This is a genomic window from Novosphingobium aeonii (assembly GCF_052279045.1).
Classification (GTDB): Bacteria; Pseudomonadota; Alphaproteobacteria; order Sphingomonadales; family Sphingomonadaceae; genus Novosphingobium.
Window position 1 is genome coordinate 2210391 of record NZ_CP176832.1, and the last position, 22678, is coordinate 2233068.

The window sequence follows — 22678 nt, forward strand, 5'->3', positions numbered from 1 at the left end:
TGGATCAATAAGTAAAGCGCGCGGTGATACGCACGTCGCGTCCGGCGATGGGCACGAAGTCGCGCGTTTCGGAAGCGGCGAGGCGCCCGGTGACGTCGAGCAGGTTGTCCGCGGCGAGGATGAGCGAGAGCGGGCCCTGTTCGCCGAACGGACGCCAGGTCGCGCTGGCGTTCACCAGCGTGAAGGCGTTCGTCGGGTTTTCGTTTTCGGTCACGCGGTCCTGCTTCGCGTTCCATTCGACTTCGCCGCGAAGGGTGAAGGCGGAGGAGTCGAACTCAAGGCCGCCGCGCGCGCGCAGCGGCGGGATGCGCGGCACGGGGCCCATGTCGACCAGGCGCGCGCGGGTATAATCGACGCCGCCATCGGCCTTGATCGACTTGTCGCCGCCCCAGTGCGCGAACGTTACACCGCCCTCGGCCTCGATACCGCGGAAGCGGGCGCTGGCCTGAAGATACTGGTAGACCGGGAAGTCCTCGATCACTTCGCCGGTTGGCACGGCAGTGATGAAGTTCGAGAAGTTGGTGCCGAACACGGTAACCGATCCCGCCACGTCGCCGCCGTTATAGCGCATGCCAGCCTCGATGCCGTTGCTGCGCTCGACCTTGAAGTCAGGATTGCCGCGTTCGTAGGACTGGGTGGCGTCGTGCAGGCCGTCGACGAAGAGTTCTTCGGCCGAGGGCGCGCGTTCGCCGTGCGAATAGTTCACCGAAAGGGTGACATGGTCGATCGGGTGCCAGGCGATACCGGCGACGCCCGAATACTGGTCGAAATTGCGCTTCTCGTCGGCCGGGATCGTGCGGATGCGCGTGTTTTCGTAACGCAGCGCGCCTTCGAGGTCGAACTGGCCCACTTCGAGGTGCTGCAGCGTGAAGACGGCGAAGCGGTCGGTGTTGTTGTCGGGCAGCAGCATCTCGTCGCCGCTGATGTCGAGCCGGGCGGACGAATACTGGATGCCGCTGGAGCCGCTCCAGATGCCGCGCTTTGCCTGGTCCGCCTGGACGCGCACTTCCACAGCCTTGTTGTGGAACTGGGTGCCGATGTTGCCATCCTCGATCTCGGCGTGCTCGTAGTCGCCATAGGCGCCGCGCAGTTCGAGGCGCTTGAGGAAGCCTTCGAGGTTCAGCCCGGCGCGAAGGTCCACGCGGGTCTGGCGCAGCGAGATACTGGTTGCTTCGGGATCGGCCGAGGGACGCGGGGGAATGCCGTAGTCGTTGGCGAGGCGCTGCACCGAGATGCCGATGTCGCCGCCGTCGTCGATGAATGCGAGACCGCCGCCCAGCGTCCAGCCTTCGGTGCCGCTGTTGGCGATCTTGCCGCGCTGGTTGGCCTGCTGGGTCAGCGTGGCCGCGCCGGTGAGATCGCCTGCATCGGCAAGATCGCCAGCCTGCGTCAGGGTCTGCGCGCGCAGTTCCGGCGACAGGACGTAGCCGCCGACGTGGAGGTCGTCGCTGTGGTAATAGGAAGCGTCGAAGTGCGCCACGAGGCGGCTGGCGAGCCGGATATCGGTGGCAACGCCGCCGTTGACCATGTTCGCGGCCGTTCCGAACGAGCCCAGAGCATCGAGGCTGAAGGCCTTGTCCGGCACTTTGCGCGGGATCCGCTTGTCCACGGCATTGACGACGCCGCCCGAAGGATCGCTGGCATAGAGCAGCACGCGCGGGCCGTGCAGGACCTCGATCCGGTCCACGTTGAGCGTGTCGAGTGACACGGCGTGGTCTGCCGAGACGGAAGATGCGTCGAGCGAGCCGATGCCGTCCAGCAGCACCTGCACGCGCGGGCCGTCAAAGCCGCGCAAGACCGGGCGCGACACGCCGGGCGCGAAGCCGGTGCTGGAAACGCCCGGAAGGCTGGCAAGCATTTCGCCGATCTGCGGCTTGAGGTCACGGGTCAGCGCCTCGCCCGAGAGCACGACCGGCGCGGCGATGGGATCGGCATTGCCGGAGATCAGGCGGCCGGTGACGATGATTTCCGGGCCGTTTTCCTGCGGATGCCCGTCCGTGTCGGCCGCCGCGCTCGGCGCGGGTGAGCCGGTCTGTGCCGCAGCGGTGCCGGGCATGACGGCGAGCGTCGAGGAGAGGGCGCTGGCAGTCACCAGCAGGGCGATTCGGGCGGTTGGGAGCGTCATGCTCAACCGGCTAATTGCGAGGATATAACATATCAATGCTGAAATGTTTCGCGACGACAAGGCGTTTCATACGCGCGATGAATGGAGTTTCGTTCTGAAATTCCCGGATAAATGGCGCCCTTGATCGCGGCGCCGGCAGCCAAGCCTTAGCGGCGCGGGCGCAGGCGCGGGTTCGGCTGAACCGTATCAACGAGCTTCAGGAAGTCGTCGATGCGGATGATGCGCTCGAACTGGAAGCCGGCGCGGCCTTCGTGAGCCCAGATCAGATGGGCCTCGATCCGGCCGATCACCGGGAGGCGCATGACCAGGCGTTCGCCGCGTTCGAGCGGTTGTTCGCCTTGCGCCATGAAGCCCTGCGCAGAGAGATTGACGATGTGCAGATGGAGGTCGCCGAGCTGGCGATGTTCAGCAATCACCTTGTAATCGACGGGGTGCCGTGCCGCGCGACGCTTGTCGGTTACAGTGAGCTGCGCTCCTGCAGTCATCTCTAAATGCCTCATGATGGTGTTGTGACTGTGAGCGACAACGGTGCATCGAAATGGCAAAGAAACGGTAAACCTGTTCACTTTTGCGCGGTATGCGGCGGTCGAACGTGCCGCATATACGTTAAAATGCCCCGGTTCGGGGAACCGGGGCATTCTTGTGAGTAGAACTGCGTAAGGGCTGTGGAACGGTGGTTCAGGCGCCCTTGAGCACGGCGTGCTTCTTCTTGCCGAGGCTGAGTTTGCGGGTTTCGCCGGCGGGGATCGCGATCAGATATCCCGGATCGTCCATCGTCACGTCGTCCAGCTTCACCGCGCCTTCGCCGATCTTGCGCTTGGCCTCGCCGTTGGAGGCGGTGAAGCCGAGGTCGGTCAGCGCCGAACCAAGGCGCACGCCCTCGCCCGTCACTTCGAGCGTGGGGAGATCCTGTCCGAGCCCGCCGCCCGCGAAAGTGGCCTTGGCGGTCGCTTCGGCGGTGACGGCTGCGTCCTCGCCGCGGCACAGCCTGGTCACTTCGTTGGCGAGGACGACCTTGGCATCGTTGATCGCGGCGCCTTCGAGCGTTTCGAGGCGTGCAATCTCGTCCAGCGGCAGGTCGGTGAACAGGCGCAGGAACTTGCCGACGTCGCGGTCGTCGCAGTTACGCCAGTATTGCCAGAAGTCGTAGGAGGGCAGCATGTCCTCGTTGAGCCAGACCGCACCGGCCGCCGACTTGCCCATCTTGGCGCCGTCGGCTGTGGTGAGCAGCGGCGTGGTGATCCCGAAGACTTCCCTGGAATCCATTCGGCGGGTCAGTTCGATGCCGTTGATGATGTTGCCCCACTGATCGGAGCCGCCCATCTGCAACGCCACCCCCATTTCCCTGGAAAGGTGGCGGAAATCGTAACCCTGCAGGATCATGTAGTTGAATTCGAGAAAAGTCATAGGCTGCTCGCGTTCAAGGCGCAGGCGCACCGAGTCGAACGAAAGCATGCGATTTACGGTGAAATGCGTGCCGACTTCCTGAAGCAGCTGGATATAGCCGAGCTGCCCGAGCCAGTCGTGGTTGTTGACCATGACCGCGTCGGTCGGCCCGTCTCCGAACTTCAGCAGGCGCGAGAAGATCGAGAAGATGCCCTTGATATTGGTCTCGATCGCCTCGTCGCTCAGCATCTTGCGGCTTTCGTCGCGGCCGGTGGGATCGCCGATACGGGTGGTGCCGCCGCCCATGAGCACGATCGGCTTGTGGCCGGCCTGCTGGAGGCGGCGCAGCATCATGATCTGCACGAGGCTGCCGATGTGGAGCGACGCGGCGGTGGCGTCGAAGCCGATATATCCGGGCACGACCTGCTTCGCCGCCAGGGCATCGAGGCCCTCCGCGTCCGTCATCTGGTGGATGTAGCCGCGCTCGTCGAGGAGGCGGAGCAGGGAGGAATTGTAGGTCATGATGGCCCAGTGCTTCTTTGGCTTGGATGGATCTAGAGCGGCGCGCGTAGCACGCACGGCGCCCAAGATGAAGCGGTTGGTCGCCCTGCCGCGGGCATCCGGCCGAATCCGCATTGCCAGCCCCCCGGCTCACCTTCTACCCGAACAGGCATGGCCGACCTGACCCGCCACCCGGCGCACCCCTCCACCCTCGTCCGTTCCATCGAAACCCGCGTAATCGGCTTCGACACCGCCTGGCTGCGGGTTCGCTGGCGCATCCTCGGCGCCGGCAAGCTCGTGGTGCCCTCCTTCGCGGGCAAGGGCAGGGCGGACGAACTCTGGCGCACCACCTGCTTCGAACTGTTCCTGCAACCCGCGCAAGCCGCGGGCTATACCGAGTTCAATCTTTCGCCGTCGGAGCGCTGGAACGTCTACGATTTCTCGGGTCGCCGCGAGGGGATGGCCGAAAGGCCGATGCCCCGCGAGCCGGAATGCGCGATGCGCAAGGGTTCCGACATCGCCGTGTTCGACGCCGCCATTCCGGCGGGCGGCCTTCCGGAAGGCCCGCTGCGCTGCGGCTTCACGGCGGTGATCGAGGAGGAGGGCGGCGTGAAAAGCTACTGGGCACTTGCCCACAAGGCAGATGCGCCCGACTTCCACGATCCGTCTTGCTTCACGCTTGAGCTTGCGGCACCCACCGCCTCATGAAATTCGGCATCGATCGCCTGCTGGCGGACCCTGAACTGCGCGCTGCTCTCGAAGGACGCCGTGTCGCCCTCGTGGCCCATCCCGCCTCGGTAACCGAGGATCTGGTTCATTCGCTCGACGCGCTGATCGCCGCCGGCGTCAACGTGACGAGCGCGTTCGGGCCGCAGCACGGGCTCAAGGGCGACAAGCAGGACAACATGGTCGAGACGGCGAACGAGCTCGACCCGACTTACGGTATCCCGGTCTACAGCCTCTACGGTGAAGTACGCCGGCCGACCGAGGAGATGATGGCGAGTGCGGACGTGTTCCTGTTCGACCTCCAGGACCTCGGCTGCCGCATCTACACTTTCGTGACGACACTGCTCTATCTGCTCGAAGCGGCGCAGGAGCAGGGCAAGGCCGTCTGGGTGCTTGACCGGCCCAACCCGGCGGGGCGCCCGGTGGAGGGCACGATCCTGCTAGCTGGGCAGGAGAGCTTCGTCGGCGCCGGTCCTATGCCGATGCGTCACGGATTGACGCTGGGCGAGATGGGGCACTGGTTCGTGCGCCGCTTCGGTCTCGACGTGGACTACCGCGTGATCGCCATGGATGGCTGGGAACCGGAAGGTCCGGGCTTCGGCTGGCCGCAGGACCGGATCTGGATCAACCCGAGCCCGAACGCGGCCAATCTCAACATGGCGCGCGCCTATGCGGGCACGGTAATGCTGGAAGGCGCACTGCTCTCGGAGGGACGCGGGACCACGCGCCCGCTCGAAGTGCTGTTCGGCGCGCCGGACGTCGATGCCAGGGCCGTTCTTGCCGAAATGGAGCGTATCGCGCCCGAATGGCTGGCCGGCTGCGCGCTGCGGGAATGCTGGTTCGAACCGACGTTCCACAAACATGCCGGAACCCTGTGCAGCGGACTGATGATCCATGCCGAGGGCACGTTCTACGATCACCATGCCTTCCGGCCCTGGCGCCTGCAGGCGCTGGCCTTCAAGGCGATCCGGAACCTCTATCCGGACTACGCGATCTGGCGCGACTTTCCTTACGAATACGAATTCGATCGCCTGGCCATCGACGTTATCAACGGCGGCCCGGCACTGCGTGAATGGGTGGAGGATCCGGCCTCGGTTCCGGCCGATCTCGAAGCGATCGCGGGAGCGGACGAGGCGGCATGGCGCCAAGAGATCGCCGACCTGCTGATCTATCGCTGAAACAGGATCGAGGGCTCCCGAGCGGGAGCCCTCTCCATTGGTGCGCTGCTTAGAAGCGCATGCCACCGGTCAGGGCGACCTGGCGGCGCTGGAAGTTCACGCCTTCAAAGCTGCCGAGATCGGCATAGTTGAATTCGACGCCGACATAAGTGGCGGCGGAAAGATTGTAGTCGAAGCCGATCGCGCCCTGGATGCCGTCAAGCGTTTCGGAGTCGGAGTCACCGTCGAAGGTCGCCTTGAGCTTCATGCGGTCGTAGCCGACCTTGGCGTAAAGCTGCGAACGGGTGCCCAGGTTCAGGCCGATGCGGCCGCCGGCTGCGAAGTTGCCGGCCGAACCGAGGCAGAGGCCGCTGTCGCATTCCTTCGAGCGGGCGTATTCGTAATTGACGTAAGGCCCCACGGTGACTTTCGTGCTGACCGGAAGGTCGTAGCCGATCTCGCCGCCAAACGAGACAGACTGGCCCAGCTTGTAAACGTCGCCGTCGCTGACGGTGGGCGTTTCCCAACCGACGCGCGCTTCCGCGCGAAGACCGGAGAGCTTGGTCTCGTCGGCCAGAGCGGGCTGGGCAAGCAGAGCTGCGGCCACGAGGCCGTACTTATAAAAATTCATAATTTCCCCCTTTGGAGAAGCGCACCCGCTTCGCCAAATTACCGATTAAAGAACTGTAATACCTTTATTTTTATGCGCCCGAAGCGAGCGCGCAGCTAGCGGCTCTCGTGGCGGCTTTCAATCGACAATTTCATGAATTGCGACGGGCATGTTGTTTTTGGGATGGTGATGCAGTCGTGCAACAATCGCAGCGATATTTGCCTCTGCCCGTTCTATTCATGCGGGCAATGCCGCGTCAGGCTTTCTTTCGGCTGAGTTCGCGCATGGCGCCGTCCAGACCGTCGAGCGTCAGCGGGAACATGGCCCCGCCAACCAGTTCGCGGATCATCCGGGTCGAACTGGAGTAGGCCCACTGCTGCTCGGGCGTGGGGTTGAGCCAGACCGTTGCCGGATAGGTCCGGGCGATACGGCCCAGCCACACCGCCCCCGCTTCGTCGTTCATGTGCTCCACCGAACCGCCAGGGTGGCTGATCTCGTAAGGGCTCATCGCGGCGTCGCCCACGAAGATCACCTTGTAGTCGTGCCCGTACTTGTGAAGCACGTCCCAGGTGGGCGTGCGCTGGGACCAGCGGCGGCGATTGTCCTTCCACAGGCCTTCGTAGATGCAGTTGTGGAAGTAGAAGAACTCCATGTTCTTGAACTCGGCGCTGGCCGCGCTGAACAGTTCCTCCATGAGCTGGATGTACGGGTCCATCGATCCGCCGACATCGAGGAACAGCAGCACTTTCACGGCATTGTGCCGTTCCGGCCGCATGACCACGTCAAGCCAGCCCTGCTTCGCCGTGCCCCGGATGGTGCCTTCGAGGTCGAGTTCCTCGGCCGCACCTTCGCGTGCAAAACGGCGCAGGCGCCGCAGGGCAACCTTGATGTTGCGGGTGCCGAGATCGCGGGTGTTGTCGAGATTGGCGAACTCGCGCTTTTCCCAGACCTTGATGGCACGGCCGTGCGCGCCTTCGCCGCCGACGCGGATGCCCTCGGGGTTGTAGCCGGCATGGCCGAAGGGCGAAGTGCCGTTGGTTCCCACCCACTTGTTCCCGCCCGAGTGACGTTTTTCCTGCTCAGCCAGACGCTTCTTCAGCGTCTCCATGATCTCGTCCCAGGAACCGAGCGACCTGATCTGCTGCATTTCCTCCTGCGAGAAATAGCGCTCGGCGACTTTTTTCAGCCAGTCCTCGGGAATTTCGACCGGCTGCTGGCCGTAATCGGTGAGAACGCCCTTGAAGACCTTCTGGAACACCTGGTCGAACCGGTCGAGCAGGCCTTCGTCCTTCACGAAAATGGCGCGACTGAGGTAGTAGAAGGCTTCCGGCGTCTGTTCGATCACCCCGCGGTCGAGCGCTTCGAGAAGCACGAGATGCTCCTTGAGCGAGGCCGGAATACCGGCGGCGCGCAGCTCGTCGACGAAATTCAGCAGCACGGCAGCATCTCCATTCCCCGTGACTTCTGGTCGCGCCCTCCCGCCTCGTCAATCTTCGCGCTCGAAGAACCGGCAGTGCGATTGTGACGTTCGAACGGGCGGCTATAAACGCGGGGTGCAGCTTACATCGAATCAGGTCGCTCGATATCGCGAAGACGCCGTCAGGGCCTTGCAACGCGGGGATGGCAGGGCCGCCCTGGCCGCTCTGGAACCATTGGCCACGCTACCCGACCCACCGTTGCTCTCGATTGCGCAGGCACATCTCATGGCCTCGGACCCGGCTGGTGCCGAGGCGGTGCTTGAAAGAGTTCTCGCCGCCGATCCCCGCAACATCGGCGCGTTGCTCCTGAAGGGCGATTCGCGGACCCGGCTCGGAGACAGCCGCGCCGCGATCGCGTTCTACAAGGCCGCACTGGACGCCGCTTCGCGTCTCTCGTCGGTGCCGCCTGCATTGCAAGCGGCACTGGGGCAGGCGCAGCGACAGATCGCGGCGTTTTCCGCGCGCTACGAAGACGAACTGCGCGCTCGCCTTGCCAACGATATCGGCGGCGTCTCGATAAGTCCGCGGATCGCCGAGGCGCTGGACATTCTGACCGGCAAGCGGGAAGTTTTCGTCCAGCAGCCGCAAAGCTTCTATTTTCCGGGCCTGCCGCAAATCCAGTATTACGAACGCGAGCAGTTCGATTGGGTTTCTGCCGTAGAGGCGGAAACGGAAGCGATCCGGGAAGAGCTGCTCGCCGTACTCGCGCAGGACGGTGCATTTCGTCCCTACGTGGAATCCGAACCGGGACGGCCCGCCAAGCAGAATTCCATGGTTGGAGATCCGCGGTGGGGGGCCTGGTACCTGTGGCGGGGCGGCGAAGCAGTTGCCGGGCAAGCAGAACGTTGCCCCCGGACGATGGCGGCGCTGGAACATGCGCCCATCCCGCGTGTCACGGGGCGCTCGCCGATGGCGCTGTTTTCCCGCCTTCAGCCCGGCATGCATATTCCGGCCCATACCGGCTTCCTGAACACGCGACTGATCTGTCACTTGCCGCTCGTCGTTCCGGCGGGGTGCCGGTTCCGCGTGGGTAACGAGACGCGTCAGTGGGAAGAGGGAAAGTTGCTCATCTTCGATGACAGCATGGAGCATGAGGCCTGGAACGATGGTTCGCAGGACCGCGTCGTCCTTCTGTTCGAAGTCTGGCGGCCCGAGATCAGCGCGGAAGATCGCGCCGCGCTTACCGTGATGTTCGAGTACATTTCCGCTTACGACGCGTAAGCCGCTTCGGTTCGGCGGCGGATACCGTGGACGGCGGCCACCAGTACGAACGAGATGTACATCAGGAGATACCATGCCCCCAGCTTCGCCGGATGCACCAGTGTCCAGCCGGACTGCTGGTCCGGGTAGATCCAGGCGCGCGAGAACGTGCCGAGGTTTTCGGCGAACCAGATGAACAGGCTGACCAGCAGCCATCCCAGCAAGAGCGGCATCCAGCGGTCCGCACGCCAGACCCGGAAGCGGATGCGAGTGCGCGCGAAAAGGACGGCCAGCGCCGCGAACAGTCCGATCCGGATGTCGCGCAGCCAGTGGTGGGCGAAGAAGTTCACATAGACGGCGATCGCCAGGAGCCATGTGGCGGGGATGGGCGGGTAGCGGGTGAAGCGAAAGTCGAAGATCCGCCAGACGCGGGCGATATAGCTGCCCACGGCGGCATACATGAAGCCGGAAAACAGCGGCACGCCGCCGATCCGCAGCAGGCTTGCCTCAGGATATTGCCAGGATCCGTAAGCGGTCTTGAACAGCTCCATCACCGTGCCCACGACGTGGAAGGCGAGGATCACTTTCGCCTCGTCGTAGGTCTCCAGCCGCAAGGCGAGCATGGCCACCTGGATTGCCAGTGCGGCCAGCGTCAGGAAGTCGTAGCGGGCCAGCGCTGCATCGGCTGGGTAGAACAGGTGAGTGGCTACCAGCAGCGCCAGCAAGACGCCGCCATAGAGGCAGGCCCAGCCTTGCTTGAACCCGAACAGCAGGAATTCATACAGCCAAGACTGCCATCCGGCTGCGGGTGTAAAATCCTCTAGTTGCTGCCGGATGGCGGCAAAACGGGTCTGCATGACAGGATATGTTCGGCCCGGCAGCTCGATCAGGAGCCTGTCGGCGCCGGAGACGCGGGAGCGGGCGGCTGGCGGGGCCAGCTTTCCAGAGCCTTGTCGAAGCTGGCCCATTCGGGCGCGTCTTCCGTCCAGATCACGGTTTCCGGGTGCAGGCCATGGCCCGCATCGAGAGCGCCGAGGCGCACGGTTGCGAGGTGCGGGCGCGCCGAGCTTTGCGCATAGACCTGCGTGCCGCACTTCGGACAGAAGTGAAAGGCAAGGGTATTGCCGCTTGCCGCCGTCCACGCCGAGTGGGCGAGTTCGCCTTCGATCGCGACATCCTCGACCTTGAAGATGGCGTTGTTGGTCGGCCCACCGGAGGCGATCTGCTGGCACTGGCGGCACCAGCACTGGCGCGTGCCGATCGGTTCGCCTGTTACTTCGAGCGTGACGGCGCCACATGCGCAGCGGCCGGGATAGGGGGCGGTCATGGCGTTCTTCTCAATTTCCCCGGCGCGCCATGAAAGCGAGCCGTTCGAAGAGCATGACGTCCTGTTCGTTCTTGAGCAAGGCTCCGTGCAGAGGCGGGATCGCCTTCGTCGGGTCCTGGTTCTGAAGGACGTCGAGCGGCATGTCCTCGCTGAGCAGGAGCTTCAGCCAGTCCAGCAGCTCGCTGGTGGAAGGCTTCTTCTTGAGGCCGGGAACCTCGCGCAGTTCGTAGAAGATTTCCATCGCGCGGGTGACGAGGGTCTTCTGAATGCCGGGGAAGTGGACATCGACGATGGCCTGCATCGTCTCGCGGTCGGGAAAGCGGATGTAGTGGAAGAAACAGCGGCGCAGGAACGCGTCGGGCAGGTCCTTCTCGTTGTTCGAGGTGATGACCACGATGGGGCGGTCCTTTGCCGCCACGCGTTCGCCGGTCTCGTAAACGTCGAAAGCCATTCGATCGAGTTCGGCGAGGAGATCGTTCGGAAACTCGATATCGGCCTTGTCGATCTCGTCGATCAGGAGGACAGGCAGGCGCGGCGAGGTGAACGCCTCCCACAGCTTGCCCTTGCGGATATAATTGTTGATGTCATGGACGCGCGCATCGCCGAGCTGACCGTCGCGCAGGCGGGCCACGGCGTCGTACTCGTAGAGGCCCTGATGGGCCTTGGTGGTGGACTTGACGTTCCAGGTGATGAGCGGGGCATCGAGGGAGGCGGCGATCTGCTCCGCCAGCACCGTCTTGCCGGTGCCCGGTTCGCCCTTCACCAGAAGGGGACGGCGCAGCAGGACGGCGGCGTTCACCGCGACTTTCAGGTCATCGGTCGCGACGTAGCTGCTGGTGCCTTCAAAACGCTGCAAACTGCCGGAATTATCGTCCACGCCTATCCGTCCTTATCCGCAAAAACCCTGCTTTTCCGCCAAGTTCGTCCACTGCTGTCTGAGCCTGTGCAGATGCGCATGTTTGACGCATCTTTGACGACTTGACGTGGACAATATGGCAAAAAAGCGCTCAAAAAGGCCCCGCTTGCAACCCGCGCCGCGCGGGCGAAACTTGCCGAGGGTGTGCACTGGCGGGGCGTAAATGCGCAAGAGCATTTAGGATACCGGCGCGGGAAGCGCGGGGGCGTTTGGTTGGTGCGTTGGCGTGGCTTACAGGGAAACCCTTATATTCGTAAGGCATCGACGACGATCTTGAATGCGGGCAGGTTCTGACGCCGGCTCGGATAGTAGAGGAAGTAACCGTCGAACAGGGGCGACCAATCGTCCAGGATCTGAACCAGCGCGCCTGACGCGACATGCTGCTCCACGATGTTCTCCGGGACGTAGGCGATGCCGTAGCCGCTTACCGCCGCGTCGATCATCGCGTAGGAATTGTTGAAGGTCACTTGCCCGCTCACCCTGACGCGTAGCGCCTGACCGTCTTTTTCGAATTCCCAGGCATAAAGCCCCCCGGCGCTTTCATGCCGCATATTGATGCAGACATGCCCCACAAGTTCGTGCGGATGTTCCGGTGCACCATGCGCGTCAAGATAAGAGGGTGACGCCACCGCAACCAGACGCCAGTCCGGACCGATGCGGACGGCGATCATGTCCTTTTCAACCGCCTCTCCAAGCCGGACGCCTGCATCGAAACCCTCTTCGACGATGTTGCGGAAAGTGCTGTCGAGGATCAGTTCGACGCTGATGTCGGGATAGGCGCTGAGAACCGGTTTGAGCTTCGGCCAGACGACGCTCTCCAGCGCATGGTCGGACAGGGTTAGCCGGATCGAGCCGGACGGCTTGTCCCGGAACGTCATCAACGCGGCGATCTCATCCTCGATCTCGCCAATTCGCGGGGCGATGGTCTGGAGCAGCCGCTCTCCGGCGATGGTTGTCGCGACACTGCGCGTCGTACGCGACAGCAGCCTTATCCCCATACGCTCTTCGAGCTGCCTGATCGCATGGCTCAGCGTCGATTGTGAAATGCCCAGTTTCGCCGCTGCCCGCGTGAAGCTGTGTTCTTCGGCGACGGCCTGAAACCAGGCAAGTTGGTTGAGGTCGGTCTTGGCCACAGGTGCCCTTCCACTGTCGCGCCAGGTGATTATTCGGCTGTGTCGATAAGTTCATGCGAATTTGCATGTCTAATCGCATGATCGCTTGATGGCTAGATTGGCTCTGTAGATCGAAGCAGGAGTCTGTTTAATGGTGGTCGCGACCACATCCGATGCCCGGAGTAGGCCCGTCGGCGCCTGGGGTGCAGTACTGTCCATGGCGCTGTGCGTGGCGATGCTGATCGCTTCGGAATTCATGCCGGTCAGCTTGCTTACGCCGATGGCGGAAGGGCTTCACGCATCCAGCGGCCAGACCGGACAGGCCATTTCGATCAGCGGACTGTTTGCGGTGTTGTCCAGCATGCTCATCACCACTGCCGCCGGTACGGTAAACCGGAAATCGGTTCTGGTCGCGATGACCGCCCTGATGCTGATTTCGCTCATCCTGGTCGCGGCGGCGCCAAATTTCGCAATGCTCATGATCGGCCGCACCCTGCTCGGCGTCTGTATCGGAGGCTTCTGGGCATTGGCCACCGCCGTGATCATGCGCCTGGTGCCCGAGGCCGACGTGCCGCGCGCGCTGGCCCTGATGTACGGCGGACAGGCCATAGCCGCAGCCTTTGCCGCGCCGATCGGCAGCTATCTGGGCGGCATTTTCGGCTGGCGCGCGGTGTTCTGGGCGCTGACGCCCATCGTCGCGGTCAATCTCTTCTGGCATCTGGTAGCTCTGCCCTCGCTTCCCGCGAGCCAGCCCCAGGACTTCAGGTCGATGTTCGGCCTGCTCAAGCGGCCCCACTTCCTGCGCGGCCTGATTGCGGCGATGCTGACCTGGGGTTCGGCCTTCACGATGTTCACCTATCTTCGGCCTTTTCTGGAACAGGTGACGGGCGTGGGCCTCTCGGCCCTGTCGATCCTTTTGCTGATCCTGGGCTGTGCCGGGTTTATCGGCACCTGGGCGGCCGGGCGCTTCCTGACCGGCAATGTCGCCCCCCTCTTGAAGTTGCCGGCTCTCCTGATGGGCGGTTGCACGGCGGGACTGCTGCTGCTCGGCCACTGGGTAGTGGCTGCCAGCATCTTCCTTGCACTTTGGGGTGTCATGAACACCGCCATGTCGGTGATCTGGATGACATGGATGTCTCAGAATGTGGATGATGCGCCGGAAGCTGCAGGCAGCCTGATGGTCGCCGCGATCCAGGCCTCGATACTGCTCGGCGCGGTTGTCGGCGGCCTGCTACTGGACGGTCTGACGATCGTTGCGACTTTTACCGGCAGCGTGATTCTTGCCGGTCTCGCGCTTGCTCTCATCGGCAGCGGCCAGCGGCTGCTGAAGCCCGCCCGCGCGTAGCTACCGCTCCTCTCCCGCAAATAACGAACCTCCACAAGTCGCACGATTGGAGATGCCCATGAGTACCCCTGAGACGAATGCGCCAGCCCCCGGCCTTCATCGGCGTGAACTTCTGAAACTGACGGGTGCAGGCATCGCCGCATTCGGTGCGGCTTCAATCATCGCCTCCTCCAACGCAAAGGCTCAGACTATGACAAACGAATGGGACAAGACCTTCCCGAAAAGCGCCAAGCTTGACCACCAGAAGGTCACGTTCAAAAACCGCTACGGCATTACGCTCGCCGCCGATATGTATCTGCCGAAGAATCCAACCGCCAAACTGGCCGCAATCGTGGTCAGCGGCCCGTTCGGCGCCGTGAAGGAGCAATCCTCGGGCCTCTATGCGCAGGCCCTGGCGGAACGCGGGTTCGCAACGCTGGCGTTCGATCCCTCCTATACCGGCGAAAGTGGCGGCGAGCCGCGTAACGTCGCGTCCCCGGATATCAACACCGAGGATTTCAGCGCGGCCGTCGATTTCATCGGGCTGCGGCCGGAAATCGATCGCGAGCGGATCGGCGTCATCGGTATCTGCGGCTGGGGCGGTATGGCGCTCAGCACCGCGGCGATCGACAAGCGGATCAAGGCCGTCGTCGCCAGCACCATGTACGACATGACCCGTGTCATGTCGAAGGGCTATAACGACAGTGTGACCCCGCAGCAGCGCACGGAGACGCTTGAGCAACTGAGCCGCCAGCGCTGGACGGACGCCGAAGAGGGCAGCCCTGCTTATGGCCCCGTATCGTTGGAACTGAAGGGCGGTGAGCCGCTGTTCGTCGTGGAATATGCGGCTTATTACAAGACGAAGCGCGGGTTCCATCCCCGGGCCATCAACTCGAACGCGGCATGGTCTCTCACTACGCCCCTGTCGTTCATGAACCTGCCGATCCTCACTTATATTGCTGAAATCTCACCCCGGCCGATCCTGCTTATCCATGGCGAGAAGGCTCATTCCCGCTATTTCAGCGAGACGGCCTTTGCGTCAGCGGCTGAGCCCAAAGAACTGATGATCATTCCGGGTGCCACCCACACCGACCTCTACGACCAGGTAGACATCATACCGTTCGACAAGCTGACCAGCTTCTTCCAGGAGCATCTCGGCGCCTGACCGGATGAGGACACGCGGCCGCGCGCGACGAATGGTCGGGCGCGGCCGCCTTGGCCTAAGCGGACCCCGACCTGTCGTTCGGCGACTTCTTCCGTCCTCGTGCGGCAGGCTTTTCCGGCAAGGTCTTTCCATACTCTTCCCACCACGCCGTCAGCGCCTCCATGGTGGGGCCAAGCCCGCGCGCCTTGGTCGTCATCTCATATTCGACGCGCGGCGGCACTTCCGCGAAGACGGTGCGCGAGACCAGGCCATCTGCCTCCAGTTCGCGAAGCTGGGCGGTGAGCATGTGCTGCGTGATGCCCGGGATGCCCTTTCGCAACTCCCCGAACCGATGCACCCGCTGATGCAGCAGCCACATGATCTCCAGTTTCCATTTGCCCGAGAGCATCGCGAAGGCGCGGCGCATCTCGTCCTGCATGGTGAAGCCATCGTCAGCCATTAGTATGATTTTCCATACTTAGTGTCACGAATTCATCCTACTTGTAGCATCTCATCCTAGATGACATTTCGATACAGGTTCAGGTCGCTGTTGGGAATCCTCAAGTCCGCCGAACGTCAATCAACCGGATCGTCGCCTGCATTGGCGGCGGGGGGAGTGTTATGTCCGCAATCTACACATATTGGATCAGCACGGGATTGCTTGTCCTGCTCTATCTCACGTCCGCTTTCTTCTACGCCACCAGGAAAGACTGGGTCAGGTCAGCCCTCGTCGAATTGAATTATCCGGCGCCCTATTTGCTGACTTTCATGATCGCGGTGAAGATCGTTGGACCTGTAGCGATCCTGTCCCGCGTTAGCGGGGCACTCAGCGACCTCGCCTATGCCGGCATCTTCTATCACCTCGTGCTCTCCGGGATGGCCCATCTCGGCGTGGGCAAGCCGAAGGGCGCCATGCCTGCGGCTGTGGCGCTGGTGCTTCTGGCCGCGTCGTTCGCCACGCAGAACGCCGCACGCGACATCCCATCGCCTTACGCGCCGGCTTTCGGCGTGCACCAGTCAACACATATCGAAAGGAATTCATAATGGGTCGTCTTGACGGAAAGGTCGCCATCATCACCGGCGCAGGCCGCGGTATCGGCCGCGCTACCGCCAGGCTATTCGCCGCAGAGGGCGCGAAAGTCGCGGTCCTCTCGATCACGCCCGCGAATGTCGATGCGGTCGTCGCGGACATCGAGGCCGCCGGTGGAACCGCACTGGGCGTGCCGACCGACGTCAGCGACCCGGATCAGATCAGGGCCGCAGTCGACACGGTGGTCGCCGCCTGGGGACGGATCGACATCCTCGTGAACAATGCCTTCGATCCCGGAGTGGTCATGTCGCCGATCAACGATCTTTCGGTCGAGCAGCTTCAACGCAACTTCGATACCGGCCCGATCGCCAGCCTGCGGGCGATGCAGGCCTGCTATCCCTATCTCAAGGCCAGCGGCGAAGGCCGGGTCATCAATTTCGGATCGCCCGCGGCCACGCTCGGGATGTCGCCCTATGGACCGTACAACATGGCCAAGGAAGCCACGCGGGCGCTCACGCGTACAGCGGCGCGCGAATGGGGGCCGGACAACATCACCGTCAACAATGTCCTGCCCGTGGCCGACACCTGGGGTGCGGCGGAAGCGAATGCGCCTGCGCCCGATAGCGCGCTTGCGCGGTTCGGTTCGCCTGAAGAGGACATTGCCCCGGTGGTGCTGTTCCTCGCCAGCAAGGATGCCCGGTTCCTGACCGGCTACAGCCTCACGCCCGACGGCGGAATGATCATCGATACTGCGCGCTAAGCGGTGAAATGGAGCACTTTTCTATGAGTGCTCCTTCCCGCCACGACGAGTTGGGGTGGCTTTTTGCGGGAGCCCCGAGGCTGGATGTGACCCTTGTCGGTCATTCAGGCGCGGATTTCCACTTCCCACGCGGATGCCGGCGGCTTTTCCGTAGGCTTCCCGTTCCACGGCAGCAACTCGTCGCTCCGGTTTATGGGATAGCCGTTTCACCTTCAACGAATGAAGAATTCGACCGGAACGACCAGTTCCAGCGTATCACCGGGTTTGTCTTCCGGCGGCCGGGGCAATGGCTGGGCACGTTTCGCCAGTGTCAGCGCTTCGCGATCGAGTTCAGGGAAACCGCAGGAGCGCTCGAGGCTGGTCGACAGCACACGCCCGTCCCGGTCCATCGTGAAACGGATATAGGGAACGCCCTGCTGACGGCGGGCATGGGCTCCAGAGGGATAGCGCCGATACTTGTTGAGCCGTGCAAGAACCCGTCCTTCCCAGCGATCTGCGGCATTGCTCGAGACCTGGGGAGCGGGCGGTGCCGGGACGGTCTCGGGCGCGGCAGTTTCGGGCCGCGGGGGAGCCGGGTCAGAGGGCTTTGGCGGTGTGACGGTAGCCGGAGTCTGAAGCGGGGACAGGGCGATCGCCACGGGTTCGCGCGGTTCAACCTTCGGCGGTGGCGGCGCGGGCTCCTGCTTTTCGACAGGCCGCGGCGCTTCCTTATCCTTGGGCGGGGTTTCCTCGGGCGAGGCAAGCGGCACTTGCTCGACCATCAGCGCGGCCGAAGCCCTGGGGGGCTCGACCATGGTCCGGAAGGTCGCGAAAAGGCACACGAGCACCAGTCCATAGAGGCCGGCAGTGCCGACAAGGCCCAGCCAGCGGCTGCCCCCGTTCGTGCGATAGCGCTCGGGCGCATCGACGAGGAGGGACATGCCGGAAAACGGCGACGGAAGTTCCGATACCATCGAAGTCAGGCGCCGCCGTTCGCTCACAGTTTGTAGCGGGCCGTGAACAGCACGTTGCGCGGCGCGCCGTAGGTGTAGGATGTGTAGAGGCCGTATCCATCGTAATACGTCTTGTCGAAGAGGTTGTTGAGCACGATCGAGAGCGAGAGGTGATCGTTCACCTCATAGCCGCCGATCAGGCCGACAACGCCGACATTGCCCTGCTTCGCGGTACCATAGGAGGTCGCGTAGTGGGTAGCGTCCTGCCATGTCAGGTTGGCCCCGATCATCGCGCCGTCGAGAGTGCCCGTGTGGAAGCGATAGGAGGTTGCCAGCTTGCCCTGGTTTTGCGGCAGGCCGGTGTTCACGCGGCTTCCGGCGGCGGTGCGGGCGTGCAGATAGGTGTAGCCGCCCTGCACCTGCCAACCGGGCAGGATCTCGCCCGAGACTTCGAACTCGATACCCTTGCTGGTGACGCCGTCCTGCCCCTCATAGGCCTGCGCGCCGGACGGTGTGGTTTCACCGGGAACGGCAACCGCCACGTTGTTCTGCCTGATGTAGAACCCGGCGATGCTGGTGTTGAGCTTGCCGTCCAGGAATTCGCCCTTGATGCCGGCCTCGTAATTGTCGCCGGTGACCGGATCGAGCACCCTGTCGTTGGCGTCGTAGACCGACGCGGGCGAGAAGATTTGGGCATAGCTGGCGTAGACCGAAAGGTTCTTCGCAAAGTCGTAGACCACGCCGGCATAGGGCACGAACTTGCCGCTTTCATCGAGCTTGCGGCTGAGCGTGCCGTTGACCACGTCGCGCAGCTTGTAGGTCGTGAAGTTGGTGCCGAGGATTACCGAGAGGCCGTCAAGCGGGCGCAGGCGCGCTGTGGCATAGGCACTGCTCTCGCGCTCCATCGTGCGGCGCTGCACGACCGAAGCGCCAGACCAATCGTCGAGCGGCGCGATCTCGCCGTCCCAATCAGCCAGCAGGGTGGTCGGTTCGTCCTTGGTCGTATCCGTGCGGTGCAGGACGCCGCGGGTCCAGGAGTAACCGGCCACGACATCTGCGTCCCAGCCGCCGAGATCGACATGACCGGTGACTTGTGCGTCCAGACCCTTGGCCTTGCGATCAGGGGTCAACGTCGTGTTGTAGATCGTCGCCAGGCCCGTCTGCCGGTTCGGTGCGACGGCGCCATAGATCTGGCGCACCAGCATGTCGCGGATCAGTCGCGAATCCGTGAGGCGGAGGCGGGCCTGCCAGTCGGGCGAGAAATCGTGCTTCACGTCCACGAAGACCTTGCGGCTCTTCGATTCCAGATAGGCGCCCTTGCTCGACGGGCTCCATGATCGCTTGGCGATGAAGCGCGTACCGTCCGACCAGAACAGCGGGATCGCACCGTAAGTCGAACCATCGGTGTGCGAATACTGGTACTCGATCCCGGCATCGACCACCGTGTCGGGGGTCAGGTCGTATTCGAGAATGCCGTAATAGGTCTGGGCTTCCTTGTGGTAGTAATTTGAAAAGTTGTCGCGACTCTCGAAGGCGGCAACGGCGCGGGCGCGCAATGTCCCTTCCTCGTTGACCGGACCCGAAATATCCGCCTCGCCGCGATAGCGGTTCCATGATCCCGCGCTGACCGAGGCATGGCCCTGCAATTCGCTGGTCGGGCGCTTGAGCACGAGGTTGATCGCAGCGGACGGGTTACCCACGCCCTTGAGCAACCCGCTGGCGCCGCGCACCACCTCAACGCGGTCCAGCGTCACGGTGTCGACTTGCGTCAGGAAGCTGGCGCTGGCGTCCTGATCGTAGGAACGCAGTCCGTCGACCTGGACGATAGTGGTCGAAAACCCGCGCGAATAGAGGAAGTGGCGGTCGCTGTCGTCGTGCGAGAGGACGATGCCGGGTACCACGCGCAGCGCATCGGTAACCGAGATCAGTTGCTGGTCGTCAAGTTGTTGGCGGGTCACGACCGACATCGATTGCGGCGTCTCGCGCGGCGAGAGGTCGAGGCGGGTCACGCCCTTGGTCTGGCGGATCGTGTAAGAGCCGGTGCCTTCCGTGGCATTGGGATCGCTCGTCAAACTGGCGGGAATGCCGTAGTCGCCGCCATCCCCCTGAACCTGTACCGGGCCGAGCTGGATCGTGCCGCTCGCCGACTGCGGAGCGCGCTCCAGCGTGGCGGTGCCCGCACCTGTGAAGCGGAAGGTAAGGCCGGTACCCCCAAGCAGGCGCGAAAGCGCTTCTGCCGAACCGAACTCTCCCTTTACCGCAGAGGCGTTTACGCCCTCGGCAAGGTCGGCCGGGTAGGCGACCTGAATGCCGGACTGCTGCATGTACTGGCGAATTGCGCCGGGAAGCGGCTGGACCGCAATATCGAAATTGCGGGCGGCCGAACGGGCGTTCTGGGCGAGCGCCGGGGCACTGGCGGCAAGCGCGAAGACCCCTCCCGATGCCAGTAGTGACAGGCGAAGCGTGGCGCCGGCAATTCGGCGGTACGATGGCAACGACATTCTATTATCCCCTGCTCGACAAGCGGGACGCGCCTAATTCTGCAAATAATCCGCATTAGCAGCGCATCCATTGTGTCTGACGTCGGGCAGGGGTGGCTTCCTAACATGGCGATGAAAAATTTTACCGGGCTGGACGCAAAACGGCGATTCCTGCCAAGCGGTAGACATCGAACCCGGACATCTGGGCAATGGCGTCGATGGCTTCCTCAGGCTTGTCGGCACGGAATGCGGCGCTGATCCGCGCGGTTTTCTCAACGCTACCCATGACCAGAACGGGGCCGCGCCGATAGCGACCGATCGCGGCGATGGCGTCGCTTACCGCCACCCTGTCGAGCAGTAGTTCGCCATTGCGCCAGACGGCGATATCACCGGTTGCCGCATCGCCGAGCCGCAAGGCCGGGCCGCCACGTTCATAGCGCGCGCGCTGCGCCGCCTGCAGAACAAGCGGTGAAGCGGGGGTGCCAGAGCGGACTGCCACTTCACCCTGCGTCACGCTGACAAATACACTATCGCGCTCTCGGCGCACCTCGAAAGCCGTGCCGACATCCTGCGTAACCCCGCCCAGCGCCTCGACCCGGAACGGGCGAGCATCGCCATGGCGCACGTCGAACCATACATCGCCTTTCAGCACCGATACGCGTCGCTCGTTGTCGCTGAAACGCACGGCGATGGCGGAATCTGCGTCGAGAACGGCGGCGCTGCCATCGGGCAAGGTCAGGCTCTCCACGGCGATCCCGGAGCGGTGATCGGCCTGCAACGAGAGCATCAGTTCGGGAAAGGCCAGCACGGCGGCCAGTGCGGCAACTCCAGCGACGGCGATCCTCGGCCATGCACGGCGAGGAACGCGCGCTTGCTCGCGCCGCGACCACGGCAAGCGCCTTGGGCGTTGCGGACCGCCCGGTGCAGGCGCGCTTGCCCGTCCGAGGGCGCGCCAGAGCGCGCGCTGATGCTCGAACGCCCGGTTGTGGTCGGGGTGAGCCGCCCGCCACTGCTTGAAGCGGTCGAGTTCTGCGCTGTCCATTTCTCCCGACGCCAGCCGCGCGACCCAGCCGCGTGCCGTTTCTGCCAGAGCTTCGGCCTCCAGTGCCTCTTCGGGATCCATCACGCCCTTGTCCCCAGTGCGGCCCGCAGCGGCGTAAAACCGCCTGCCACAAGGTACGACGTTTCAGGGATGGGATCTCCAAACAGGCGCAGCGATATTTTCGTCACGGTGCATTCCGAACATCGTCGAGCGCCTTGAGCGCGCGGCGGATATGGCGTTCGACGACGGTGGTCGAAACGCCGTACCGCGCGGCGATTTCGCGCTGGGTCAGACCTTCGAAGCGGTTGAGGCGGAAGATCGAGCGGGTCGGTTCGGGTAGCGAGGCCAATGCCGCCATGATGCGCTCCAGCATGTCGCGCCCGATGGCGATCCGGTCGGGCGCGGGGCTGTCATCCTCTACCCAGAGCAAGTCGGCCACTTCCGCCTCGACCAATGCCCCGCGCCGTTTCGAGGCGCGCAGGGCATCGGTCGCCGCGTTCATGGCGAGACGGTGAAGATAAGCGCCGGGATTGTCTATCGGCGGATGATCGTGGACGGACTGGATCTTCAGCCACAAGCCCTGCGTCACATCCTCCGCCGCGCGCTCATCGCGCAGCATCCGCCGCAGCCGCTTCAGCAGCGACGGCCGCTCTCGCAGCAGCAGATGGGACAGGACGAAAGCGTTCGTGGACATCGTTTCCGCTCGACGGGAACGGGGCCACTAATCCAGTTGCGAGTAATTCGCAACGAGTCGGCTCTCCCATGTTCCCTGTTTCCCGGCCTTGCGGGAAAGTACTTGCCCGAAATCCGGCCAGCGATGGCGATGATCAGAAAGGCTGTGCGGAACGTCAGGTCCGCGAAGGCACCGTCGGAAACGATGCCTCGCCAATGCGCCGCGCGCCAAGTGGGCTGGCTAAGCATCAGTCGAAGGTGCCGCGATATCGGGTGTCCGCATCGGAGCGGGTGTTGAATTCGACCATAATGCCCCCCGGCGCGCGCAGGAAAAATCGCGAACCGCGTTCATGGTGGAACACTGGCGTTTCGGCGACGAAGCCATCCGCCGCAAACCTGTCGTGCAAGGCGCAGACATCGTCATAGCCGGGCAGTTCAAGGCCGATGTGAAATGACATTGGCCAGCGAAGACCGGAAGGGTCGGTGGAAACGCATTCGCCAAAGGGGCGGTCCGGCTTGTCGGCGCCGATCGTGCGGATCGTGGGCGCGTCCGGGGCCGCATTCTCGATCACGACGTCGAGGCCGGGGCGCTTCAGGATAGCGAAATGGGGCTCGACGAATGCCGAGAGCGTGAAGCCTAGATAGTTCTCGAAGAATGCAGATGTGGCCGCGACGTCGTTGGTCGGGAAGCTCATGTGGTTGAGTTTGGCGGGAAAAACATGCTTTTCCGTAACAGACTTTTGCATTCGGGGAGCC

22 protein-coding genes are annotated in these 22678 nt (G+C 63.4%); 7 read left to right on the plus strand and 15 right to left on the minus strand.

Annotation, left to right across the window (positions count from 1 at the left end; all coding sequences use genetic code 11):
* Positions 1–4: 4 nt before the first annotated feature.
* The 3 genes from ACLIMP_RS10800 to tyrS all read right to left on the minus strand — a co-directional run bounded on the left by ACLIMP_RS10800 (position 5) and on the right by tyrS (position 4033).
* Positions 5–2125 (minus strand): TonB-dependent receptor, encoded by a 2121-nt coding sequence (locus tag ACLIMP_RS10800; protein WP_443477835.1) that lies wholly within the window; start codon positions 2123–2125, stop codon positions 5–7.
* 146 nt (positions 2126–2271) lie between these two features.
* Positions 2272–2610, minus strand: coding sequence for a PilZ domain-containing protein (locus ACLIMP_RS10805; protein WP_324695020.1), 339 nt, complete (start codon positions 2608–2610; stop codon positions 2272–2274).
* 193 nt (positions 2611–2803) lie between these two features.
* Complete coding sequence (tyrS, locus tag ACLIMP_RS10810; RefSeq protein ID WP_185997448.1) at positions 2804–4033, minus strand: tyrosine--tRNA ligase; 1230 nt, start codon at positions 4031–4033, stop codon at positions 2804–2806.
* A 150-nt stretch (positions 4034–4183) separates the two neighbouring features.
* On the opposite strand from tyrS, the gene ACLIMP_RS10815 reads away from it, so the two are divergent.
* Positions 4184–4720: a DOMON-like domain-containing protein gene (locus ACLIMP_RS10815; protein ID WP_185997447.1), complete on the plus strand. Its 537-nt coding sequence runs from the start codon at positions 4184–4186 to the stop codon at positions 4718–4720.
* Entirely contained in the window at positions 4717–5916 is a 1200-nt protein-coding gene (locus ACLIMP_RS10820; protein ID WP_324695023.1) for an exo-beta-N-acetylmuramidase NamZ family protein, read from the plus strand. The genes ACLIMP_RS10815 and ACLIMP_RS10820 overlap by 4 nt, the downstream gene beginning before the upstream one ends.
* 49 nt (positions 5917–5965) lie before the next feature.
* Here the strand turns inward: ACLIMP_RS10820 and ACLIMP_RS10825 are convergent, their stop codons facing one another.
* Together ACLIMP_RS10825 and ACLIMP_RS10830 are read right to left on the minus strand one after the other, a co-directional pair.
* Positions 5966–6526 (minus strand): outer membrane beta-barrel protein, encoded by a 561-nt coding sequence (locus tag ACLIMP_RS10825; RefSeq protein WP_324695025.1) that lies wholly within the window; start codon positions 6524–6526, stop codon positions 5966–5968.
* Positions 6527–6761: 235 nt separating this feature from the next.
* Positions 6762–7943 carry a vWA domain-containing protein gene (locus tag ACLIMP_RS10830; RefSeq protein ID WP_443477836.1) on the minus strand — a complete coding sequence of 394 codons (1182 nt, stop codon included), beginning with the start codon at positions 7941–7943 and terminating at the stop codon, positions 6762–6764.
* Positions 7944–8208: 265 nt separating this feature from the next.
* Between ACLIMP_RS10830 and ACLIMP_RS10835 the strand changes: the two genes are divergently transcribed.
* Positions 8209–9204: an aspartyl/asparaginyl beta-hydroxylase domain-containing protein gene (locus ACLIMP_RS10835; protein WP_231635981.1), complete on the plus strand. Its 996-nt coding sequence runs from the start codon at positions 8209–8211 to the stop codon at positions 9202–9204.
* Here the strand turns inward: ACLIMP_RS10835 and ACLIMP_RS10840 are convergent.
* The 4 genes from ACLIMP_RS10840 to ACLIMP_RS10855 form a co-directional block, all read right to left on the minus strand.
* Positions 9192–10040: a DUF817 domain-containing protein gene (locus tag ACLIMP_RS10840; RefSeq protein WP_324695031.1), complete on the minus strand. Its 849-nt coding sequence runs from the start codon at positions 10038–10040 to the stop codon at positions 9192–9194. The genes ACLIMP_RS10835 and ACLIMP_RS10840 overlap by 13 nt on opposite strands.
* Before the next feature lie 29 nt (positions 10041–10069).
* Positions 10070–10510, minus strand: coding sequence for a GFA family protein (locus ACLIMP_RS10845; protein WP_132468787.1), 441 nt, complete (start codon positions 10508–10510; stop codon positions 10070–10072).
* 10 nt (positions 10511–10520) lie between these two features.
* Entirely contained in the window at positions 10521–11366 is an 846-nt protein-coding gene (locus ACLIMP_RS10850) for an AAA family ATPase (RefSeq protein ID WP_132468817.1), read from the minus strand.
* Positions 11367–11671: 305 nt separating this feature from the next.
* Entirely contained in the window at positions 11672–12559 is an 888-nt protein-coding gene (locus ACLIMP_RS10855) for a LysR family transcriptional regulator (protein ID WP_054438862.1), read from the minus strand.
* Between the two features lie 130 nt (positions 12560–12689).
* On the opposite strand from ACLIMP_RS10855, the gene ACLIMP_RS10860 reads away from it, so the two are divergent.
* Together ACLIMP_RS10860 and ACLIMP_RS10865 are read left to right on the plus strand one after the other, a co-directional pair.
* Complete coding sequence (locus ACLIMP_RS10860) at positions 12690–13883, plus strand: MFS transporter (protein WP_324695035.1); 1194 nt, start codon at positions 12690–12692, stop codon at positions 13881–13883.
* A gap of 58 nt (positions 13884–13941) precedes the next feature.
* Positions 13942–15027: an alpha/beta hydrolase gene (locus tag ACLIMP_RS10865; protein ID WP_324695037.1), complete on the plus strand. Its 1086-nt coding sequence runs from the start codon at positions 13942–13944 to the stop codon at positions 15025–15027.
* 55 nt (positions 15028–15082) lie between these two features.
* Here ACLIMP_RS10865 and ACLIMP_RS10870 read toward each other — a convergent pair whose 3' ends face one another.
* The gene (locus ACLIMP_RS10870; RefSeq protein WP_054438866.1) at positions 15083–15466 is read right to left on the minus strand and encodes a winged helix-turn-helix transcriptional regulator; all 384 of its coding nucleotides are present in this window, start codon (positions 15464–15466) and stop codon (positions 15083–15085) included.
* A gap of 161 nt (positions 15467–15627) precedes the next feature.
* Here ACLIMP_RS10870 and ACLIMP_RS10875 point away from each other — a divergent pair, with 161 nt between their 5' ends.
* Together ACLIMP_RS10875 and ACLIMP_RS10880 are read left to right on the plus strand one after the other, a co-directional pair.
* Entirely contained in the window at positions 15628–16050 is a 423-nt protein-coding gene (locus ACLIMP_RS10875; protein ID WP_443477837.1) for a DoxX family protein, read from the plus strand.
* Complete coding sequence (locus tag ACLIMP_RS10880) at positions 16050–16796, plus strand: SDR family NAD(P)-dependent oxidoreductase (RefSeq protein WP_292636457.1); 747 nt, start codon at positions 16050–16052, stop codon at positions 16794–16796. The genes ACLIMP_RS10875 and ACLIMP_RS10880 overlap by 1 nt, the downstream gene beginning before the upstream one ends.
* A gap of 212 nt (positions 16797–17008) precedes the next feature.
* On the opposite strand, the gene ACLIMP_RS10885 is transcribed toward ACLIMP_RS10880, so the two are convergent.
* The 5 genes from ACLIMP_RS10885 to ACLIMP_RS10905 all read right to left on the minus strand — a co-directional run bounded on the left by ACLIMP_RS10885 (position 17009) and on the right by ACLIMP_RS10905 (position 22668).
* Positions 17009–17716 carry an energy transducer TonB family protein gene (locus ACLIMP_RS10885; protein ID WP_324695045.1) on the minus strand — a complete coding sequence of 236 codons (708 nt, stop codon included), beginning with the start codon at positions 17714–17716 and terminating at the stop codon, positions 17009–17011.
* A gap of 56 nt (positions 17717–17772) precedes the next feature.
* Complete coding sequence (locus ACLIMP_RS10890) at positions 17773–20229, minus strand: TonB-dependent siderophore receptor (protein WP_324695047.1); 2457 nt, start codon at positions 20227–20229, stop codon at positions 17773–17775.
* Between the two features lie 121 nt (positions 20230–20350).
* Positions 20351–21331, minus strand: coding sequence for a FecR family protein (locus tag ACLIMP_RS10895; protein ID WP_443478165.1), 981 nt, complete (start codon positions 21329–21331; stop codon positions 20351–20353).
* Positions 21332–21434: 103 nt separating this feature from the next.
* Positions 21435–21944: an RNA polymerase sigma factor gene (locus ACLIMP_RS10900; protein WP_324695049.1), complete on the minus strand. Its 510-nt coding sequence runs from the start codon at positions 21942–21944 to the stop codon at positions 21435–21437.
* 226 nt (positions 21945–22170) lie between these two features.
* Complete coding sequence (locus tag ACLIMP_RS10905) at positions 22171–22668, minus strand: VOC family protein (protein WP_443477838.1); 498 nt, start codon at positions 22666–22668, stop codon at positions 22171–22173.
* Positions 22669–22678: the final 10 nt, after the last annotated feature.

Coding starts and splice junctions, on each gene's coding strand:
- ACLIMP_RS10865 (WP_324695037.1), top strand. CDS start 13,942: ATGAGTACCCCTGAGACGAATGCGCCAGCCCCCGGCCTTCATCGGCGT.
- tyrS (WP_185997448.1), bottom strand. CDS start 4,033: ATGACCTACAATTCCTCCCTGCTCCGCCTCCTCGACGAGCGCGGCTAC.
- ACLIMP_RS10820 (WP_324695023.1), top strand. CDS start 4,717: ATGAAATTCGGCATCGATCGCCTGCTGGCGGACCCTGAACTGCGCGCT.
- ACLIMP_RS10885 (WP_324695045.1), bottom strand. CDS start 17,716: ATGTCCCTCCTCGTCGATGCGCCCGAGCGCTATCGCACGAACGGGGGC.
- ACLIMP_RS10870 (WP_054438866.1), bottom strand. CDS start 15,466: ATGGCTGACGATGGCTTCACCATGCAGGACGAGATGCGCCGCGCCTTC.
- ACLIMP_RS10875 (WP_443477837.1), top strand. CDS start 15,628: ATGTCCGCAATCTACACATATTGGATCAGCACGGGATTGCTTGTCCTG.
- ACLIMP_RS10895 (WP_443478165.1), bottom strand. CDS start 21,331: ATGGATCCCGAAGAGGCACTGGAGGCCGAAGCTCTGGCAGAAACGGCA.
- ACLIMP_RS10845 (WP_132468787.1), bottom strand. CDS start 10,510: ATGACCGCCCCCTATCCCGGCCGCTGCGCATGTGGCGCCGTCACGCTC.
- ACLIMP_RS10900 (WP_324695049.1), bottom strand. CDS start 21,944: ATGTCCACGAACGCTTTCGTCCTGTCCCATCTGCTGCTGCGAGAGCGG.
- ACLIMP_RS10825 (WP_324695025.1), bottom strand. CDS start 6,526: ATGAATTTTTATAAGTACGGCCTCGTGGCCGCAGCTCTGCTTGCCCAG.
- ACLIMP_RS10880 (WP_292636457.1), top strand. CDS start 16,050: ATGGGTCGTCTTGACGGAAAGGTCGCCATCATCACCGGCGCAGGCCGC.
- ACLIMP_RS10905 (WP_443477838.1), bottom strand. CDS start 22,668: ATGCAAAAGTCTGTTACGGAAAAGCATGTTTTTCCCGCCAAACTCAAC.
- ACLIMP_RS10805 (WP_324695020.1), bottom strand. CDS start 2,610: ATGACTGCAGGAGCGCAGCTCACTGTAACCGACAAGCGTCGCGCGGCA.
- ACLIMP_RS10860 (WP_324695035.1), top strand. CDS start 12,690: ATGGTGGTCGCGACCACATCCGATGCCCGGAGTAGGCCCGTCGGCGCC.
- ACLIMP_RS10840 (WP_324695031.1), bottom strand. CDS start 10,040: ATGCAGACCCGTTTTGCCGCCATCCGGCAGCAACTAGAGGATTTTACA.
- ACLIMP_RS10890 (WP_324695047.1), bottom strand. CDS start 20,229: ATGTCGTTGCCATCGTACCGCCGAATTGCCGGCGCCACGCTTCGCCTG.
- ACLIMP_RS10815 (WP_185997447.1), top strand. CDS start 4,184: ATGGCCGACCTGACCCGCCACCCGGCGCACCCCTCCACCCTCGTCCGT.
- ACLIMP_RS10800 (WP_443477835.1), bottom strand. CDS start 2,125: ATGACGCTCCCAACCGCCCGAATCGCCCTGCTGGTGACTGCCAGCGCC.
- ACLIMP_RS10835 (WP_231635981.1), top strand. CDS start 8,209: ATGGCCTCGGACCCGGCTGGTGCCGAGGCGGTGCTTGAAAGAGTTCTC.